Genomic DNA, 19890 nt, shown 5'->3' with positions numbered 1-19890 from the left:
CTTCCATGGCAGAATTAAACGCAAGCTTGGTTTGGAAAGATGGCGTGCATTTTGAAGGCACTTCTCCATCAGGTCATACCGTCCAACTCGACGGCAACAAAGAGCAAGGCGCAAGCCCGATGGAGCTGATTTTACTCGGTCTTGGCGGCTGTGCCAGCTATGATGTGGTGACGATTCTAAAAAAATCTCGCCAAGATGTCCAAGATGTCCGCTGTGAGATGCGTGCGGTGCGTGCTGATAGCGTGCCTGCGGTCTTTACTGATATTCACCTGCACTTTGTGGTGACTGGCACCGACATCAAAGACGCCCAAGTCGCCAAAGCCATCGAGCTGTCTGCCGACAAATACTGCTCAGCATCTCGTATGCTATCAGCAGGTGGCGTGAATATCACCCATGACTTTGAAATCATCGCCGCCTAACTGATTGGCATTTGTTATGATTATTTCATTATTTATGCAGACAGGCATGAAGCTTGCCATCATCTTGATGGTCATTGCAAGCCTGTTGCCGTGGCTCTGCTCAGTACTCGCCAAAGTCTCAGCTGGTTTTCGCTTTGGCAAGCACAATCAAGACCCACGCGGATTTTTGGCAGATAGCACAGGCATCGCTGCCAGATTTAACCATGCACAAGCAAATGGCTATGAGACTTTACCAGTGTTTTTGGCGGCGGTGTTGATCGCGATTTATACCTTTGTGCCGATGGCGGTGGTGAACTTATTGGCAGCAGGCTATGTGCTGTTTCGCATCGGCTATATCGCAAGCTACGCTGCCAATCTTGGTATGCTGCGTTCGGTAAACTGGCTACTTTCGATGCTGTGTGTGCTTGGGCTATTTGCCTTTGCGTTTTGGTTTGGCATTTAGCCGCTATCACAAATCGCATTGCCGTTGTCATTGCCATCGTCGCTGTATTGCGACACAATTTGTCGCCATCTTGTGTTATCGTTGATTCATAGCAATCAGACTGGAGATGACAATGCATCCGATTAATGAATTTTATTTGGGTTTACGTAAAACGACGGCATTTGATTGCACGCTAGAAGATCTGTGGGTGCTACCACCGAGTATCGTTAGCGTGCAGTATTTTTATCTTGAGTGGCTGTTTCCTGTGGATCATGCATCCAAATGGAATAAAACCGTGCCGACACTGCATGGTGATGAGCTGTTATTCTTCCAAACCAATCCAGATATCCAGCAAAAATTCTTGACATCGTTTGATAAAATCATCGGCTACTTTGAAATCGAAAGACAAGGCAATCAGCTATTTGCCACAGATACGCTCAAGGCTCGGGATTATTGGCTCAAGCCAATCGGTCATCAAGAAAAGAAAATCAGTCGTATCATCCGCTCACTGGCTTGGTGCGGACAGCTTGACTTAGCCAAGAATTTACAAAGCCTAGCCCTTCGGCTGATTGTCCAAAAAGGCTATCTTAAGCCTGATACTTTGCACATTTGGCGACATCTGCTAGATGACCTGCAAGGCGGTTCAATCAATCACCATGCCATACATCAGATGATACCCTAAAGAGCAAGCCATCATTAAGCTAGATTAGACACCTTGGCAATGCTCAAAATACCGCTGTAGCCCTGTCAAAATCAGCCCTTCATCAACGATGGCACCATCCAAATGTGGCGCAAGTGTCATCGCCCCACCCCCCGTCAAAACCAGCTCAAACTCTGGATAATTTGCCTGTATCGATTTGACCGCACCAACAATCCCAAACAAAATCCCATGATGCACCGCATCATCGGTCGTACGCCCAAGCTCAAGGCTGTCAAATCGCCCTTGCTTAACGCCAATCTGCTGTGTCCCTGCATATAGAGCATGACGCTGCATATAGGCATTTGGCAAGATATATCCACCCAGATGCACACCGCCATCAATGATATCGATGGTCAATGCTGTACCACAGCCCACCACGCACTGCTTAGCACCATTGACCGCCCCCAGCATCTGTAGCCAGCGATCGACACCCAGCTGAAGCGGATCATAATGACTGTGTAGCATTGGGTGCTTGTCATTGACCTTGGCAAACTCAAACGGCACGCCAAGCTCATTGAGCGTATCGGCAATTTTGGCATTGATTTTCTCGCCAAGTACGCTTGAGATACCCACAAACTCTGGATGAAATCGCACAAAGGTCCCAAACAAACCCATCAATAGCTCATTGGGCGCTTTTAGATGCTCTTTGGCATCCGATGCGATGACTTTGCCATCATCGATCAGCCAATATTTTAGCCGTGTATTGCCCAAGTCAAGCCACAGTGCGATCATGTGTTTTTCCTTTTTTAATCTTATCAATATCTTAGCACGGATGTCTGTCCAAACACAGCTGTCTAGGCAGACTGAATCATACCTGCCAATACACGCACGGTACTGCCTGCTTGCTCAAGCAATAACGCACCATCATGATCAATGCCAATACAACGCCCCGACTGACTGATGCTCTGCATATCATCTCTGGCAAAGACATTGACCGCTTTGCCCATCAAGACATGTGCACGGTTAAACGCATCAATAAAATCCAGCTTCGCTGTCGTCTCTGATAGCTGATTGTGCTGATGAACCGCTTGGCAAATCGCTTGGCAAATCGGCTGATACAGTGCTTGATAAGTAGGCAACTCGCCAAGATTGACCATATCCGCAAGCTGTCTTAGGCAGGTGGCTTGATACAGACCATCTTTGATTGTTGGGCTGATTTCGACATTCAGCCCTACTCCAGTCACCACACCAACTAGGCGAGTTTTGTCATTGACCTTGGCATAGACAGGCTCGATCAAGATTCCGCATAGCTTTTGGAACAGATGCGCTGCATCATCATAATAGCCGACATCATTCGCCCATTTGACACCAATCGCCGATAAGCCCTGCTTGGCACGCTCAGCATTGATTGCTTGGATCGTATCAAGCTGTGCCAACTCATAGCCCACCGCCAAGGACAAAAATCCATCCAAACGCACAAGCCCAAAGCCATCATCACTATCCGTCTGCATCGGCGTATATAACGACAAAAACACATTACCCTGACCACTCACCCACGATCTGCCATGCTGACCACGCCCTGCACTTTGGGCATCGGCGGTATATAGATGATGCTGGCGATGGCTAAGCTTGCCTATGCTCACCGCCTGTATCAGCTGTGTGTTGGTGCTATCGGTTACGGCATCATGTCGATGATGGCGATGAATGCTCGCCCAAATCAAAGCAAAATCCATCTTAGCGTGAGAATAATCCATCAAAAATGCATCCACAAAACTCATAAAATTGCGTTATAATAGCACAATTTCACTAAAACAATGGGATTTGAATCATGATTTATTTGTGGTTTTCGATCGCAGGGATCGTGGCAGGGCTGTGCGCAGGACTGTTTGGTGTTGGTGGCGGCATGGTCATCGTACCAGCACTGATTTGGATTTTGGCGTATTATGGCTTGCCAAGTGAAATCGTACCACACGTGGCAGTCGGTACGGCACTGGCGACGATTATTTTGACTTCAATCAGCTCAATGTCAGCACATCACAAGCGTGGTGGCGTGCGTTGGGAAATCTTTAAAAACATGGCAAAGGGATTGGTGCTTGGCAGTCTGGTCGGTGCTTGGGTCGCCACACTCATCGATGGTGCGATGCTCCAAGCCATCTTGGGCGGTGGTGCAATCTTGATGGCGGTGAAAATGCTATTTTTTCCCAATCAAGAACGACTCGACATCCCACCCCCTGCTGACTACAAACAGACCTTCGCTGGCGTCGTCATCGGCATATTATCTGCCATCTTTGGTATCGGTGGTGGCAGTCTGACCGTGCCTTACTTGAGCCAAAATGGCGTACCAATGAAACAAGCCGTCGGCACATCAGCCGCCTGCGGTCTGCCGATTGCCATCGCAGGTGCGTTGGGTTTTATTTGGTTTGGTCATCAAGGTGGCAGCGTCGATCAGGTCGATGGCTTGATCGGCTTTGTGCATATCGGCGCATTCATCACCATCAGTGTTTTAAGCTTCGTGATGGCAAAAGTCGGTGCAAGCCTAGCCCATGCCCTGCCTGCACAGACACTCAAGCGTGCCTTTGGTGTACTACTGATGATCGTCGGCGTACAGCTGATGGTGAGCGGATATTTTTAAACAATCTCCCATACATCAGCTTGACTCTGAGGCATTCAAATAAAATGCTTGGCTGCCTATGCCAAGCTTTTTTTGATGGGTGAGCAAAGCCCTGCTAATGCACTGATTGTCATAAGCTAAAAAAATCATCCCAAAAGAGCAATCTTTTGGGATGATTTATCAAGATGGTGGCGAGAGGCAGGATCGAACTGCCGACACACGGATTTTCAATCCGTTGCTCTACCAACTGAGCTATCACGCCGAAGTGGTGCATATTAAACCAAAATCCACGGGCAATGTCAAGAAAAATCTGACTAAGATTGCAAATAGTCAGTAAACTGTGAAAATGTTGCACAGTTGTACACAGGCATTTACACAATCTTTATCAAAGCACACACAAGTTACAATTTATCAGTATTTTTTATAAAAGTGCCTGCCTATAATAGCAACCAAGAAGACAGTTTGTAATACCAGTTATTAAAAACTGATATTTATCAACACCAAGCCGACGGTTGTTTTTAAATAGATACTTGAAATGGTCGGTTATTTATAAGGAGAATTACTATGTTTCGTTGGGCTATTATTTTTGCAATCATCGCTGTGATCGCCAGTTTCTTAGGTTTTGGTAACATCGCTGGCTTGACCAAAGAATTTGCATACATCTTCTTGATCATCGCTGTGATTTTGTTCATCGTTGGCTTTATTGGCGGTCGTCGCCGTTAATCACCCTGTGGTGAATAGATCGTATAGATCAGCAACGACAAATCCCATCAAATTTGATGGGATTTTTTGATGGAATTTTTATGATAATAAAAACAGCCAGCACTGCACGGCTGACTGCTTTATCCTCTGATCACTTGGCAGCATCAAACATCAATCGCGCCGCCTCTAGTACATACGCTTCATTCTCAGGCAGCTTAGGACGCTCATTTTCTTTCATTGCACTGCGCTCTTCTGCCAGCGCTTCAAGATTGGCCTGATAGGTTGACCAGCTGGTAAATGGCGCCTCGCCCACCGCTTGACGACGCGCATTTTCGGCAGCCAAGGTGCGATTTTCGATCATTTGCATCTTGGCACGGCGTTTCTCCAAATGAATTTCTGTCGGTTTTTTGTCATCATCGAGTGCGCGGATGGCATTCAATTCAGACAAATACACGAACTGCGGATCGCTGGCTTGGCGCGCTTTGGATTGTGCATTTAAAGACTCGATCAGTGCCGGTGAATATTTGCCCTCGGCCTGATAATTGGTGGATTTGATGGTGTCCCACGGCAGCGGATTTTTATATTCGCGTTCGCCAAACTCGATGCCCTCATAAATATTCACCAACTCCACATCTGGCACGACGCCCTTATTTTGGGTACTGCCACCATTGACGCGGTAGAATTTGCGCTGGGTCAGCGTCACCGAACCCAATGCCACATCATCGCGCTGCACCTGCGCTGAACCTTTGCCCGTCGTAGTGCTACCTACCACAAGACCCAAGCCATAATCTTGGATGGCAGCAGCAAAGATCTCACTGGCCGATGCTGAGCCTAAGTTGATCAGCACTGACATCTCACCATCGTACAGTTGGCGACCGCCATCATTGTCGGCATAGACTTGCACATTGCCGCGATTGTCACGAATTTGCACCAACGGCCCTTGTTTGATGAACATGCCAAGCATCTTGGCAACTTCATCAAGCGAGCCACCTGGATTGTTGCGCAAATCCACCACCAGACCATCAATGCCTTCGGCCGTCAGTGCTTTTAGCGCTTTTTCGGTGTCGTTGCTGACGCTGCGATATTGATCGGCATTCAACCCCTCACGGCGCGCCTTAAAATTCAAATAAAAGCTTGGGATCTCAATGACGCCGACGCGCTTGACGCCTCCTTCATACGGCATTTCGATGATGCGATGCTGCACGCCAGATTCTTCTTGTTGAATGACATCGCGCACCAAAGTCACCGTACGCGCCTGCGAGTCTGGTGTATTTGGCTGCTTAACTTTGATGGTCACTTCTGTGCCGCGCGCACCACGGATCAAAGCAACGATCTCACGAGTGTTATAGCCGATGGTATCCACCATCTGGCCATCGGCCTGAGCCACACCGATGATCAGATCATTGGCCAGCACTTGTCCAGACTTGGCAGCAGGGCCGCCATCGACGAGGCTGACGATGCGAATATAATCGGGGTTTTTGCGGTCAGGGCGGATTGATACGCCAATGCCCTCAAGCTGCAAACTGGTCTGAATCTGCATGTCCTGTGCTTGAACAGGCGCATAATAATTGCTATGCGGATCATAAGCTGTGGTCGCAGCATCCAACACCGCCTCCATGATTTCGTCATTTTTTAGGCGAGTCAGCTGCTCTTCTTGGCGCTTGATGCGATTTAATAAAATCTGCGTCGGTGTACGCGCTTCAGCCTTTACCAAGTCCTGCCCACGAGCCAGCTCAGGATTATCCAGATAAGCTTGATCCTTGGCCTTATCATCTTCTTGATTGAGCGTGATGGTAATCAAAGACAGCGCTGTTTGGTTTTTCCAGTATGCTTGCTGCTCTTCGATGGAGCCAAAGCGCGGCGCATCTTCGCGATCCAAAACGATGCTTTGGTCGGTGTGCAGATCGACATCACCAGACAGATATTGCTTGGCAAATTCAAAATACGCCATCGAACGCGTACGATAACGCTCAAAAATCTCAATGCCTGGCGTCAAATCACCACGCAGCAGACGCGCGGCATAAGTTTTGGCATATTTTTGGGTAAACTCATCAACATCCGACTGCAAAAACAGCGTGCGATTCGGGTCAAGTTTATCAAAATACATCGCCAAAATCTTCTCGCCCATCTGCGCATCCAGACGCTGATCATTATAATGCGCACGATCTAATAAAATGGCAACCTGTCGAGCAGTCACACGCTGCTCAGGCGTTTGGGTGAATGCCGCGCGGTCTGCCGCTTGAGCAAAGGATGCCAGACTGCTTGAAAAAATCACGCCTGCCACCGCCATGGCAACGCCTGATAAGAGATATTGTTGTTTTGACATATCAAGATCCTGATATCGATAAGAAAAGTCAGGTCAGCATACGACCGACCAAAATATTTGCTATCTTAGCACAAAAATCACAAAGTTTTTTTACCAAAATACTGGTTTTTGTGCATCTGCCTTAAGCAATCGTTACAAAACTGCCGATTTTGTGCGAAAAACTCAAATCAGTCTCAACAACCACCCCCATTTCATGGCATAATATGCCAACCAATGGTTGCGCCCGATGAAATTTAATGATATTTATCAGTGCATCAGTACTGTCATCGAGCAAAAAATTATACAAACCCATCATGTAAGGCAAAATATTATGGCAAATGCAATGGTCATGGCAGATGTCGCTGGTCACACACTCGATGACAGCGATGTGGCTTTATTAAAAAGCCCTGAGATTGGCGGCATGATCTTGTTTGCGCGCAATGTTGATACACCCGAACAAGTGCGCGCTCTGACCGACAACATGCGCAGCATCAACCCAAACATCCTCATCGCAGTGGATCAAGAAGGCGGCCGTGTCGCCAGATTTCGCAAGGGTTTCTCACCACTGCCTGCGATGGGCAAGCTTGGCAAATTGTACGACGAAGATCCACAAACAGCCTTGGCACGCGCTTATGACTGTGGCTATTTGATGGCCTGTGAGGTGCTGGCGGTTGGCGTGGATTTCAGCTTTGCACCAGTGCTGGACATTGATGGTGTCAGCTTGGTGATTGGTGATCGCGCTTTTCATGCCGATCCAGAAGCCATCATTGCATTATCACGACAATTCATGGCAGGCATGAAAGCAGCGGGTATGGCGACCACTGGCAAGCATTTCCCAGGTCACGGCTCCATCGCACCTGATTCGCATGTGGCTGATGCCGTCGATGATCGCAGCTTTGATGAGATTTTTGATCATGACACCCAGACTTTCGTACAGACGCTCGATCAGCTTGATGCACTGATGCCAGCGCATGTGATTTTCAGTCAAGTGGATGATAAGCCAGCTGGATTTTCTAAAGTCTGGCTTGGACAGATCATCCGCGATCAGCTGGGTTTTGACGGCCTATTATTCTCTGATGATCTGTCTATGAAAGCAGCACATGTCGCAGGTGATGTTGATGCGCGCGTGGTGGCTGCCATCGAAGCTGGTTGCGATATGGCACTGGTGTGTAATGACCGACAAGGCGCGCTGATGGCCATTGAGGCTGTCAAGCCACTGCCTGAGCAGCCACAGCATCGCTTTGATCGCATGAAAGGCAACATTCCTGCTTGGCAAGGCAGCTTATATGACACCTGTTTGCAGTTTGATGGCTGGCAGGCAGCGCGAGCGCGAGTACAGGCAACATTCTTCGATACTGCCGACACCGTCGATGGCATTGATCCCACCAATTACACCACTTAAATGCAACAGCAGCCCACACTTGACACTGGGTTGACGCTTGGCCGGTGCTAAGTGTGGGCAGATCAATGATCAGCGCATCGTCACAAACTCTTCTGACCCCGTCGGGTGAATGGCGACAGTGTCATCAAAATTGGCTTTGGTGGCGCCCATTTTCATCGCCACAGCGAAGCCTTGGATCATCTCATCAACCCCAAAGCCGATGCCGTGTAGTCCGATCACCTTTTCTTCTTCACCCAGACACACAAGCTTCATACGGCAAGGTTCACGGTGACTGGTCACTGCGCTGTACATCGGTGTAAAATTACTGGTGTATACTTTGATGGCATCTTTACCATGCGCTTCGATGGCGGCCTCTTCGGACAATCCCACCGTGCCTATCGGTGGATGGCTAAAAATCACTGTCGGCACCAGTGAATAATCCAAATGCTCACCAGGCTTATTATTAAACAGTCGCTCTGAGAGTCTGCGACCTGCTGCCACCGCCACAGGGGTCAGCTCCACGCCATTTTCGATGATGTCGCCGACCGCATAGATGCCATCGATGTTGGTGTTTTGAAATTTATCAACGATGATTTGTCCCTTGTCATTACGCTTGACACCGACCGCCTCAAGATTAAGATCATCGGTGGCAGGTGTACGCCCCACTGCCCAGATCAGACAGTCCACCTGTTCGGTGCGACCATCTTCAAGTGTGATGGTCAGTGACTCATCGTCATTTTTGGTAATTTTCTGTGGTTTAGCTTCTTGATGCAAAGTGATGCCATCGGTTTTCATTACTTGCATTAACACATCAACAATGCTCTGATCAAACTTGCGCAGCGGGCGATCGCCTCGCACGAACAGATGCGTCTGCACACCCAAGCTGTTTAATACACCTGCCAATTCCACACCGATATAGCCTGCACCCACGACAGCCACACGCTCAGGCAACTCACTTAGCTCAAAAAAACCATCGGAGTCGATGCCATATTCGGCACCTTCAATCTCAGGGATGCTGGGCTTGCCGCCTGTAGCGATGACGATGTGATCAGCAGAAATTTGCTCTGTGTTACCCTCTGCATCCATCACCTCAACGGTGTTTTTATCAATAAAACGTGCAAACCCTGTGATCAAATCCACATTATTTTTGGCAAAAACATTTTGATAAGACTGATGCACACGCGAAATATATGCCTGGCGTGCTTGGATCAATTTGCCAAAATCCAAACCATCCACCTGTAATTCAAAGCCATAATCTGGTGCATATTTATGCATCGCATCGGCGATCTGTGCGGCATTCCACATGATTTTTTTGGGGACGCAGCCGACATTGACGCAGGTGCCACCAACATGGCGCGCCTCGATGATGGCGCATGTTTTACCATAGCTGGCAGCGCGATTGATCGATGCGATGCCACCACTGCCGCCGCCGATGGAAATATAGTCGTAGTGTTTCATTTTCATATCCTCATGATGCTGTTTTGTCCATTGTATCACAAACTTGGCACAAAAAAAGAAAGCCGCTTAACGAAAAGCGGCTTTGGGTTTGGCAAGTCGTCATCAGAACAAGACACGCACACGAATGGTCTCAGGTACGGCACGCAGACGAGCCATCGCCTTATCTGAATCATTGTCATCAACATCCATGACCAGATAGCCGACATCGCCCTTGGTCATCAATGACTGAGCGGCAATATTGATGCCTGCATCAGCAAACGATGCGTTGATTTGTGATAGTACGCCAGGGACATTGCGATGGATGTGCAATAGGCGGTGCGTACCTTCGGTGAATGGGATAGAGACATTCGGGAAATTCACCGCACTTGTCGTATCGCCTTGATCAGAATAACGAACGAATTTCTCACCCACTTCAAGACCGATGTTCGCCTGCGCTTCTTGGGTTGAGCCGCCCACGTGTGGAGTCAAGATGACATTGTCAAAGGCACGCAGTGGTGACTCAAACACTTCGTCTGCTGATTTTGGCTCTTTTGGGAATACATCGATGGCAGCACCCAAGATTTTTTTGCTTTCAAGTGCCGCAGCTAAGGCATCGATGTCCACACAGCCACCACGAGCGGCATTGATAAAGAATGCACCATCTTTCATCTGTGCAAATTCTTTGGCAGTCATCATATTGCGAGTGCTTGGCAAATCAGGCACGTGCAAGGTCACGACATCCGCTTTGGCAAGTAGCTCTTCTAGGCTGCCGACTTGTACCGCATTGCCCAGTGGCAACTTTGTCACAGCATCATGATAGATGACTTTCATACCAAGGCTTTCGGCAAGTACTGACAGCTGCGAGCCGATAGAGCCATAACCAACAATACCCATCACTTTGCCACGCACTTCATAGCTGTCTTTGGCTGATTTATTCCAGCCACCACGATGGACGACGGCATTTTTTTCAGGAACGCCACGCATCAGCATGATGGTCTCAGCAAGCACAAGCTCTGCCACAGAACGCGTGTTTGAATACGGTGCGTTAAATACAGGAATACCCAGCTCTAGCGCTGCTTCTAGATCAACTTGGTTTGTACCAATGCAAAAGCAACCGATGGCGATCAATTTTTCGGCGCTTTCTAGCACTTTGCGAGTCAGCTGAGTGCGTGAACGGATACCAATAAAGTGTGCATCTTTGATTTTCTCAATCAGCTCTGCTTCATCTAGGGCTGATTTGATGTATTCGATATTGGTATAACCAGCATCGTTCAATACCTTTAGGGCGTTATCATGGACGCCTTCTAACAACAAAAAGCGAATCTTGTCTTTGTGAAGAGATAAGGTCATGGTGAAATCCTTGGACAAAGGGATAAATAAGCTACTGTTATACACTTATTAGCATAAATTTGCAATATTTGACAGCCAATTAGTTTATAAAATCTTGGAATAACCAGCCAAACTTGCGATAAATTCACAGCATAAAAAACACAAAAGCCCATCAATCATGACAGGCTTTTGGTGTTACACAACCATTATTCTTGGCTGCCCAATTCATCGGCAAACGCTTTGGCGAAGTTGTCTTCGTTCAGCGTCTCTTCACCAACCACCGGCTCATCACTTGCCACTAGCAGCTCATCGACTTGCGCGATCGATGCGCTGGTGTTTTGTGCCTTGCGTTGGCGTGATTGATGATAAGCTAGGCCAGTACCAGCTGGGATCAAACGACCCACCACAACATTCTCTTTTAGGCCGCTTAGGTCATCGACTTTACCCATCACCGCAGCTGCTGTCAAGACACGCGTGGTCTCTTGGAACGATGCCGCTGAGATGAAACTTTCGGTTGCAAGACTTGCTTTGGTGATACCAAGTAGCTGACGCTCAAACTGTACTGGGAATTTATTGTTCGCAGTCAATTCAGCGTTAAGCGCACGAATCTTCGAGTATTCAGCTTGGTCGCCTTTGAAGTAACTTGAATCGCCGCCGTCGGTGATTTCAACTTTACGCAGCATCTGGCGTACGATGACCTCGATGTGCTTATCGTTGATCTTAACGCCTTGTAAGCGGTAAACTTCTTGGACCTCATTGACAATGTAGTTTGCCAAAGCGGTTTCGCCTTTTAGACGCAAGATATCGTGTGGGTTTTGTGGGCCATCAGACACGACCTCACCACGCTCAACTGTCTCACCCTCGAACACGTTGATTTGACGCCATTTTGGAATCAGCTCTTCATGCACATCGCCATCTTCATTGGTGATGATAAAGCGGTTTTTGCCTTTGGTTTCTTTACCAAAGCTCACCACACCACTCATCTCAGCCATGATCGCATGATCTTTTGGACGACGAGCTTCGAATAGGTCAGCAACGCGTGGCAGACCACCGGTAATATCTTTGGTACCTGAAGTGGCTTGCGGAACACGACCTAGCACCGAACCTGCAGTCACATGCTCACCTTCAGCGACACGGATGATGGTTTCGTTTGGCAAGAAGTACACCACTTCTTTACCTTCATCGGTATCAAGAATGATCGCAGGACGCAAGTCTTTGGCGATGCTTGGACGGTCTTTGCTTGCCAAGATTTCAAACGAGCTCACACCAGTCATTTCATCGACTTTCACGGTCGCAGTCATGCCGTCGGTGATGTCGCTAAAGCGCGCTGTACCAGCAAATTCTGTGATAATCGGATGGGTATGCGGATCCCATTTAGCGATCACTTGACCTGCTTCTACCGCATCACCATCACGCACCAGTACGCTTGAGCCATAAGGCACTTTATAGCGCTCACGCTCACGGCCTTGGGCATCTGCCACACCGATTTCAGCTGAACGAGAAACGATCACCAAATGGCCATCGGCATGCTCTACAGTTTTCATGTTGTGGAAACGCACTGAGCCTGCATTCCCGACCGAGACACTGTTATCGACAGAGGCTGCCGATGCTGCACCACCCACGTGGAAGGTACGCATGGTCAACTGAGTGCCCGGTTCACCGATTGACTGTGCTGCCATAACGCCCACAGATTCACCGATATTCACCAGATGACCACGAGCTAGATCACGGCCATAACACTTAGCACACACACCTTGAGATGCTTCACAGGTGATGACTGAGCGGACATAAACCTCATCGATGGCATTGCTATCTAGCTGCTCAACGACGCGCTCATCGATCAGCGTGCCAGCAGTTACGACCACTTCACCATCAGCATTCACGACATCTTTGGCAGCGACACGACCCAATACGCGGTCACCTAGGCGTTCAACGATTTCGCCACCGTCAATCACTGGTGTCATGCGCTGGCCTGCTTCAGTACCACAATCATCTTGAGTGATCACAAGATCTTGCGCCACATCAACCAAACGACGAGTCAAGTAACCTGAGTTCGCAGTTTTCAAGGCAGTATCGGCAAGACCTTTACGCGCACCGTGGGTAGAAATAAAGTACTGCAAAACGGTCAAGCCTTCACGGAAGTTCGCCTTAATTGGCGTCTCGATGATCGAGCCGTCTGGTTTTGCCATCAGACCACGCATACCTGCAAGCTGACGAATCTGTGTCGCGCTACCACGAGCACCAGAGTCTGCCATCATGTAGATTGAGTTGAATGATTTTTGGCTTTGGGTTTCGCCCTCTCGGTTCACGACTTCATCGGTTGACAAGTTTTCCATCATCGCATTAGCGATCTTATCCGATGTACGCGCCCAAATATCAACAACTTTGTTGTATCGCTCACCAGCGGTCACAAAGCCTTGCTCAAACTGATGTTCAATGTCGCGCACTTCTGCATCTGCTGCATCGACGATTTCTTTTTTGGTCGGTGGAATGACCATGTCTTCCATACCGATCGAGATGCCCGATAGCGTCGCCTGTGCAAAGCCCAGATACATTAATTGGTCGGCAAACATGACTGATTCTTTTACGCCAAGCTTACGGTAGCAAGAGTTTAGCAATTTTGAGATGTTTTTCTTGGTCATCTCAGTATTGCATTCGCTAAATGCCATCCCTTCAGGCATGATGTTCCAAATCAAAAGGCGGCCAGCGACAGTATCTTGAACAGTCGTACGGCTGGTTTTTTCGCCAGTTTTTTCGTCCAGTACAGTCTCAGCCACGCGCACTTTGATTGTGGCATTGACTGACAAATCGTCAGAGCCGATCGCGCGCAATACTTCGTTCACGGTGCTAAACACCATGCCTTCACCTTTGGCATTAACACTAGCACGACTGATGTAATATAGACCCAAAACAACATCTTGCGATGGTACGATGATCGGCTCGCCGTTTGCAGGTGATAGAATGTTGTTGGTTGACATCATCAGCGCGCGAGCTTCTAGCTGTGCTTCTAGCGTCAATGGCACATGCACCGCCATTTGGTCACCGTCGAAGTCGGCGTTAAATGCCGCACAGACCAGTGGATGCAGCTGAATCGCTTTACCTTCAATCAATACTGGCTCAAACGCTTGCAGACCCAAACGGTGCAGTGTTGGCGCACGGTTTAGTAGTACCGGATGCTCGCGGATGACCATGGCAAGCATATCCCACACCGCAGGCTCTTCACGCTCTACCATCTTCTTGGCAGCTTTGATGGTGCTTGCGATGTTGTTTTGGAGCAATTTGGCATAAGTAAATGGCTTGAATAGCTCAAGTGCCATTTTCTTTGGCAGACCACATTGATGTAGGCGTAGTGTCGGACCTACAACGATGACCGAACGGCCAGAGTAGTCAACACGCTTACCCAATAGGTTTTGACGGAAACGACCTTGCTTACCTTTGATCATATCTGCCAAAGATTTCAGCGGGCGCTTGTTGCTACCTGTGATCGCACGACCACGACGGCCATTATCCAGCAGTGCATCGACTGCTTCTTGTAGCATACGCTTTTCGTTGCGCACGATGATATCTGGTGCGTTCAGTTCAAGCAGGCGCTTCAAGCGGTTGTTACGGTTGATCACACGGCGATACAAATCGTTCAAATCAGATGTCGCAAAACGACCACCTTCAAGCGGTACAAGCGGACGCAAATCTGGTGGCAATACTGGCAATACTGTCATTACCATCCACTCAGGCTTGTTATTTGAATCGCGGAATGCCTCAAGCAGCTGCAGGCGCTTTGACATTTTTTTCAGCTTGGTTTCAGAGCCAGTCTGTGGAATCGCTTGGCGAAGCTCATCGATCTCACCATCGACATCGATGTCTTTTAGCAAGTCTTGAACCGCCTCAGCACCCATCTTGGCCACAAACTCATCGCCATATTGCTCAAGCGCAGTAAAATACTCTTCATCGTCAAGCAGTTGATATTTTTCAAGGCTGGTCATGCCAGGATCGGTGACGATATAGCTTTCAAAATACAGCACACGCTCAATATCACGCAAGGTGATGTCAAGCAACAGACCGATGCGGCTTGGTAGAGATTTTAAGAACCAAATATGCGCAACTGGGCTTGCCAACTCGATGTGACCCATGCGTTCGCGGCGAACTTTGGCCGCAGTGACCTCTACGCCACATTTTTCGCAGATGATGCCCTGGAATTTACGGCGCTTATATTTACCACACAAGCACTCAAAGTCCTTGACTGGGCCAAAGATTTTGGCACAAAACAGGCCATCGCGTTCAGGCTTAAAGGTACGGTAGTTAATCGTTTCTGGCTTTTTCACTTCGCCATGTGACCAAGACTTAATCGCTTCAGGTGAGGCAAGTGAGATTTGAATGCTATCAAACTCTTTGACACCACTGTCAGCAGGGCCTTTCATGATATCTAATAAATCTTTCAAAAGGTTTCTCCGTTGTATTCGTCGTAATTCTGACGCCTAGCCACCGCGCTCGATGGCTAGACAAATTTCGGTCTTGGCTGACTTATTTCTTTTCTTTTAAGTCAATGTTAATACCCAGCGAGCGAATCTCTTTGGTCAAGACATTGAATGACTCAGGCATACCTGGATTCATGTATTGCTCACCATCAACGATGTTCTTATACATGCGAGTACGGCCTTCGACATCGTCCGACTTGACTGTCAGCATCTCTTGTAGCGTATAAGTTGCGCCGTATGCTTCTAGTGCCCAGACTTCCATCTCACCGAAACGCTGACCACCAAACTGTGCTTTACCGCCAAGTGGCTGCTGAGTGACGAGCGAGTACGAACCAGTCGAACGCGCGTGCATCTTGTCATCAACCAAGTGGTTTAGCTTCAGCATATACATATAGCCGACAGTCACAGGACGGTCAAATTTCTTACCAGTACGACCATCATAAAGCGTTTGCTGACCTGTGGTCGATAGACCTGCTAGGCTTAGCAGCTCTTTGATTTGGGTTTCTTTGGCACCATCAAAGACCGCGGTACCCATTGGTACGCCATCTTTTAGGTTTTGGCACAGTGCCAATAGATCTTCATCTGACAAGCTGTCTAGGTCAACTTGCTCACCGCCAACTTTGTTATAGATCTTATCCAAGAAATCACGCAGCTCAGCGATACTTGCTTGGGCGCGCAGCATGCCATTGATCTTATCACCTAGGCCTTTTGCCGCCATGCCCAGATGCGTCTCAAGCACCTGACCGATGTTCATACGCGATGGTACGCCCAGTGGGTTTAGCACGATGTCAACTGGGTTACCGTTTTCGTCATACGGCATATCTTCTACAGGCATGATGCGCGAGACCACACCCTTGTTACCATGACGACCAGCCATCTTATCACCAGGCTGAATGCGACGCTTGACCGCCAAATATACCTTAACGATTTTTTGGACACCATGTGCCAAATCATCACCTTGGGTCAATTTGCGTTTTTTCTCAGCAAATTTGTTGTCGATGTCTTTTTGCTTATCGCTTAGGAATTCAGCAATTTGACCCAGACGCTCTGATACTTCTTCTTCAGCCGGTTGGATGTCCAGCAAGGTTTCAAGTGGTAGGTTCTCGATATCAGCAACTGCCAATACAGTACCTGCCTTAAAGCCTGCACCACCTGAGACTTTTTTGCCATCAAGTAGGCTTAGGATACGACCTTTTGCCGCTGCTTCAAAAATCACCAACTCTTCTTTTAAGTCTTTGCGATAATCATCCAGCATCGCTTTTTCAATAGACTTAGCTCGGCTGTCTTTTTCTAGACCATCACGGGTGAAGACCTGTACATCGATGACGGTACCCTTGGTTGATGATGGTACACGCAGTGAGGTATCTTTGACATCTGCTGCTTTTTCACCGAAGATGGCACGAAGTAGCTTTTCTTCTGGTGTCAATTGGCTTTCACCTTTTGGTGTGACTTTACCCACCAAGATATCGCCTGCATCGACTTCTGCGCCGATATACACGATGCCAGCTTCGTCTAGATTTGACAGCGCTGCTTCACCGACATTTGGAATATCACCAGTGATTTCTTCAGGGCCAAGCTTGGTATCACGAGCCACACAGGTTAGCTCTTGGATGTGGATGGTGGTGAAACGATCTTCTTGTACCACACGCTCAGATAGCAAGATGGAGTCTTCGAAGTTATAACCGTTCCATGGCATAAATGCCACACGCATATTCTGACCCAAAGCCAATTCACCAAGGTCTGTCGATGGGCCATCAGCAAGGATGTCGCCACGAGCGATTTCGTCGCCTTCATTGACGATGACGCGCTGGTTGATACAGGTGTTTTGGTTTGAGCGGGTGTATTTGATCAAGTTATAGATATCAATACCTGCTTCACCTGCGGTCATCTCACTTTCATTGACACGCACGATGATACGGCTGGCATCAACTTCTTCGATCACACCACCGCGTTTAGCGACCACACACACGCCTGAGTCACGAGCAACATGGCGCTCCATACCAGTACCCACCAAAGGCTTATCTGAACGCAATGTTGGTACCGCTTGGCGTTGCATGTTCGAACCCATCAAGGCACGGTTCGCATCGTCATGCTCAAGGAATGGGATAAGACCCGCTGCCACTGACACCACCTGACGAGGTGATACATCCATGTGCGTGACTTTATCCGCACTCATGCGCACAAATTCGCCATCATGGCGTACGCTGACCATCTCTTCGGTCAGTTCACCATTTTCATTCATCGGTGAGTCAGCCTGTGCGATCACCATGCCCACCTCTTCGATGGCCGAGACATATTCAATCTCATCGGTCACGCGACCATCGACGACGCGGCGATATGGCGTCTCAAGAAAACCAAAGTTATTGGTCTTAGCAAAAGTAGCTAATGAGTTCATCAAACCAATGTTTGGACCTTCAGGGGTCTCAATCGGACACACACGGCCATAATGCGTGGTGTGTACGTCGCGCACCTCGAAGCCTGCGCGTTCACGCGTCAGACCACCAGGGCCAAGCGCTGAAACACGGCGTTTATGGGTGATCTCAGACAATGGGTTGTTTTGATCCATAAACTGAGACAGCTGGCTTGAACCAAAAAATTCTTTGATTGATGCGGCAACTGGTTTTGAGTTAATCAAATCTTGTGGTGATAGATTGTCAGAATCTGCTGTGGTTAGACGCTCTTTGACTGCGCGTTCTACACGAGCCAAACCAATGCGGAATTGGTTCTCGGTCATCTCGCCCACTGAGCGGATACGACGGTTGCCCAAGTGGTCGATGTCATCAACCTCACCACGACCGTTACGGATCTCGATCAGCTCTTTTAGTACATCGATGATGTCTTGGTTAGACAAAACACCCTGCTCACGCTGTACATCGATATCATCTGTCTCAACAAATTCACGACCAAGACGACGGTTGAATTTCATGCGACCAACATTTGACAGATCATAACGCTCTTGGCTAAAGAACATCGACTCAAACAGTTTTTCAGCAGTTTCAAGTGTTGGTGGCTCACCTGGGCGCATCACTTTATAGATCTCGATCAATGCTTCTTCGCGAGTCAAGACGGTATCTGCGCGCAATGTATCGGCGATGAATGCCCCATGATCGATGTCATTGGTGAACAAAATTTTAAATGATTGTACATTTTTCTCGGCAAGCTTCACCAAAGTCTCATGGTCAATCAAAGTATTGGCGCGTACGACAACTTCATCATTAACAATGACATCTTCGCCGATGATGCGCTCATACAAGTACTCATCAGGTACAGCAAGCTTGGTCATGCCAGACTCGATGATTTGCTTGACACGGCGAGCATTAATACGCTGGCCTTGCTCCACGATCACCTTACCCTCTGGGCTTATGATATCAAACTGCGCCATCTCACCTTTTAGGCGATCAGCGATCAATTCAATCTCAAATGACTCTGCGCCTTTAAACACTTCAACTTTTTCAAAGAAAGTATCCAAAATCTGAGCAGTATCCATGCCAATGGCGCGCAGAATGATGGTCGCCAATAGCTTGCGACGGCGGTCAATACGCGCATACACCAAATCCTTGGCATCAAATTCAAAATCAAGCCATGAGCCACGGTAAGGAATAATACGAGCGTTATACAGCACTTTACCGCTAGAGTGTGATTTGCCCTTGTCATGGTCAAAGAACACGCCTGGTGAGCGATGTAGCTGTGATACGATGACACGCTCAGTACCATTAATAATAAAAGTACCGTTATCAGTCATCAAAGGAATCTCGCCCATATAGACGCTTTGTTCGCGAACATCTTTAATGGCGGTTTTGTTTTCTTTGTCTTTGATCACCAGGCGAATTTTAACGCGCAGTGGTGCTGCAAAAGTCGAACCGCGCATGATGCATTCGCGCTCGTCAAACTCAGGCTCACCCAGATAATACTCAACAAACTGCAGCTGTGCATTACCAGAATGGCTTTCGATCGGGAAAATCGATGAAAAGGCCGCTTGTAAACCGATATTGGCACGCGCTTTAGGTTTTTTGTGCTCTTGAAGAAATTGCTCATAAGAATCCACTTGGATCGCGAGCAAATACGGCACATCCATGACATCTGGAAGCTTTGAAAAACTTTTGCGAATACGTTTCTTTTCGGTATAAGAATATGCCATTAAGATTCCTTAGATTAACTAACATTGTGTCAGCC

At 48.2% G+C, this 19890-nt stretch carries 13 protein-coding genes and 1 tRNA gene; 6 read left to right on the top strand and 8 right to left on the bottom strand.

Annotated features, from left to right (window positions below; genetic code table 11):
* Positions 1 to 5 precede the first annotated feature (5 nt).
* The 3 genes from AZ602_RS07825 (at position 6) to AZ602_RS07815 (ending at position 1522) form a co-directional block, all read left to right on the top strand.
* Positions 6 to 419, top strand: a complete 414-nt coding sequence (locus tag AZ602_RS07825) for an OsmC family protein (RefSeq protein WP_103034430.1) — start codon at positions 6 to 8, stop codon at positions 417 to 419.
* A gap of 16 nt (positions 420 to 435) precedes the next feature.
* Entirely contained in the window at positions 436 to 861 is a 426-nt protein-coding gene (locus tag AZ602_RS07820; protein WP_103034429.1) for an MAPEG family protein, read from the top strand.
* Between the two features lie 112 nt (positions 862 to 973).
* Entirely contained in the window at positions 974 to 1522 is a 549-nt protein-coding gene (locus tag AZ602_RS07815; RefSeq protein WP_103034428.1) for an opioid growth factor receptor-related protein, read from the top strand.
* 24 nt (positions 1523 to 1546) lie between these two features.
* Here AZ602_RS07815 and AZ602_RS07810 read toward each other — a convergent pair whose 3' ends face one another.
* A complete protein-coding gene (locus AZ602_RS07810; RefSeq protein ID WP_078318078.1) occupies positions 1547 to 2269 on the bottom strand; it encodes a pantothenate kinase in 723 nt (240 codons plus the stop codon).
* 65 nt (positions 2270 to 2334) lie between these two features.
* Positions 2335 to 3258, bottom strand: coding sequence for a biotin--[acetyl-CoA-carboxylase] ligase (locus AZ602_RS07805; RefSeq protein WP_146025230.1), 924 nt, complete (start codon positions 3256 to 3258; stop codon positions 2335 to 2337).
* A gap of 50 nt (positions 3259 to 3308) precedes the next feature.
* On the opposite strand from AZ602_RS07805, the gene AZ602_RS07800 reads away from it, so the two are divergent.
* Entirely contained in the window at positions 3309 to 4112 is an 804-nt protein-coding gene (locus AZ602_RS07800) for a sulfite exporter TauE/SafE family protein (RefSeq protein ID WP_103034426.1), read from the top strand.
* A gap of 165 nt (positions 4113 to 4277) precedes the next feature.
* On the opposite strand, the gene AZ602_RS07795 is transcribed toward AZ602_RS07800, so the two are convergent.
* Positions 4278 to 4353 (bottom strand) — tRNA-Phe (locus tag AZ602_RS07795).
* A 302-nt stretch (positions 4354 to 4655) separates the two neighbouring features.
* On the opposite strand from AZ602_RS07795, the gene AZ602_RS07790 reads away from it, so the two are divergent.
* Complete coding sequence (locus tag AZ602_RS07790; RefSeq protein ID WP_049237842.1) at positions 4656 to 4814, top strand: DUF1328 family protein; 159 nt, start codon at positions 4656 to 4658, stop codon at positions 4812 to 4814.
* A 130-nt stretch (positions 4815 to 4944) separates the two neighbouring features.
* On the opposite strand, the gene AZ602_RS07785 is transcribed toward AZ602_RS07790, so the two are convergent.
* Positions 4945 to 7119 (bottom strand): carboxy terminal-processing peptidase, encoded by a 2175-nt coding sequence (locus AZ602_RS07785; RefSeq protein ID WP_103034425.1) that lies wholly within the window; start codon positions 7117 to 7119, stop codon positions 4945 to 4947.
* A gap of 310 nt (positions 7120 to 7429) precedes the next feature.
* Here AZ602_RS07785 and nagZ point away from each other — a divergent pair, with 310 nt between their 5' ends.
* On the top strand, positions 7430 to 8500 hold the full coding sequence (nagZ, locus tag AZ602_RS07780; RefSeq protein ID WP_103034424.1) for a beta-N-acetylhexosaminidase: 1071 nt from the start codon (positions 7430 to 7432) through the stop codon (positions 8498 to 8500).
* A gap of 69 nt (positions 8501 to 8569) precedes the next feature.
* Here the strand turns inward: nagZ and gorA are convergent, their stop codons facing one another.
* The 4 genes from gorA to rpoB form a co-directional block, all read right to left on the bottom strand.
* The gene (gorA, locus tag AZ602_RS07775; protein ID WP_103034423.1) at positions 8570 to 9937 is read right to left on the bottom strand and encodes a glutathione-disulfide reductase; all 1368 of its coding nucleotides are present in this window, start codon (positions 9935 to 9937) and stop codon (positions 8570 to 8572) included.
* A 102-nt stretch (positions 9938 to 10039) separates the two neighbouring features.
* Positions 10040 to 11266 carry a phosphoglycerate dehydrogenase gene (gene serA / locus AZ602_RS07770; RefSeq protein ID WP_078318068.1) on the bottom strand — a complete coding sequence of 409 codons (1227 nt, stop codon included), beginning with the start codon at positions 11264 to 11266 and terminating at the stop codon, positions 10040 to 10042.
* A gap of 185 nt (positions 11267 to 11451) precedes the next feature.
* The gene (gene rpoC, locus AZ602_RS07765) at positions 11452 to 15681 is read right to left on the bottom strand and encodes a DNA-directed RNA polymerase subunit beta' (RefSeq protein WP_103034422.1); all 4230 of its coding nucleotides are present in this window, start codon (positions 15679 to 15681) and stop codon (positions 11452 to 11454) included.
* An 82-nt stretch (positions 15682 to 15763) separates the two neighbouring features.
* Positions 15764 to 19855, bottom strand: coding sequence for a DNA-directed RNA polymerase subunit beta (gene rpoB / locus AZ602_RS07760; protein ID WP_103034421.1), 4092 nt, complete (start codon positions 19853 to 19855; stop codon positions 15764 to 15766).
* Positions 19856 to 19890: the final 35 nt, after the last annotated feature.

The sequence above is a fragment of the Moraxella sp. RCAD0137 genome (assembly GCF_002894025.1).
Lineage (GTDB): Bacteria > Pseudomonadota > Gammaproteobacteria > Pseudomonadales > Moraxellaceae > Moraxella > Moraxella porci.
This window is presented reverse-complemented; position numbering and strand designations above follow the sequence as displayed.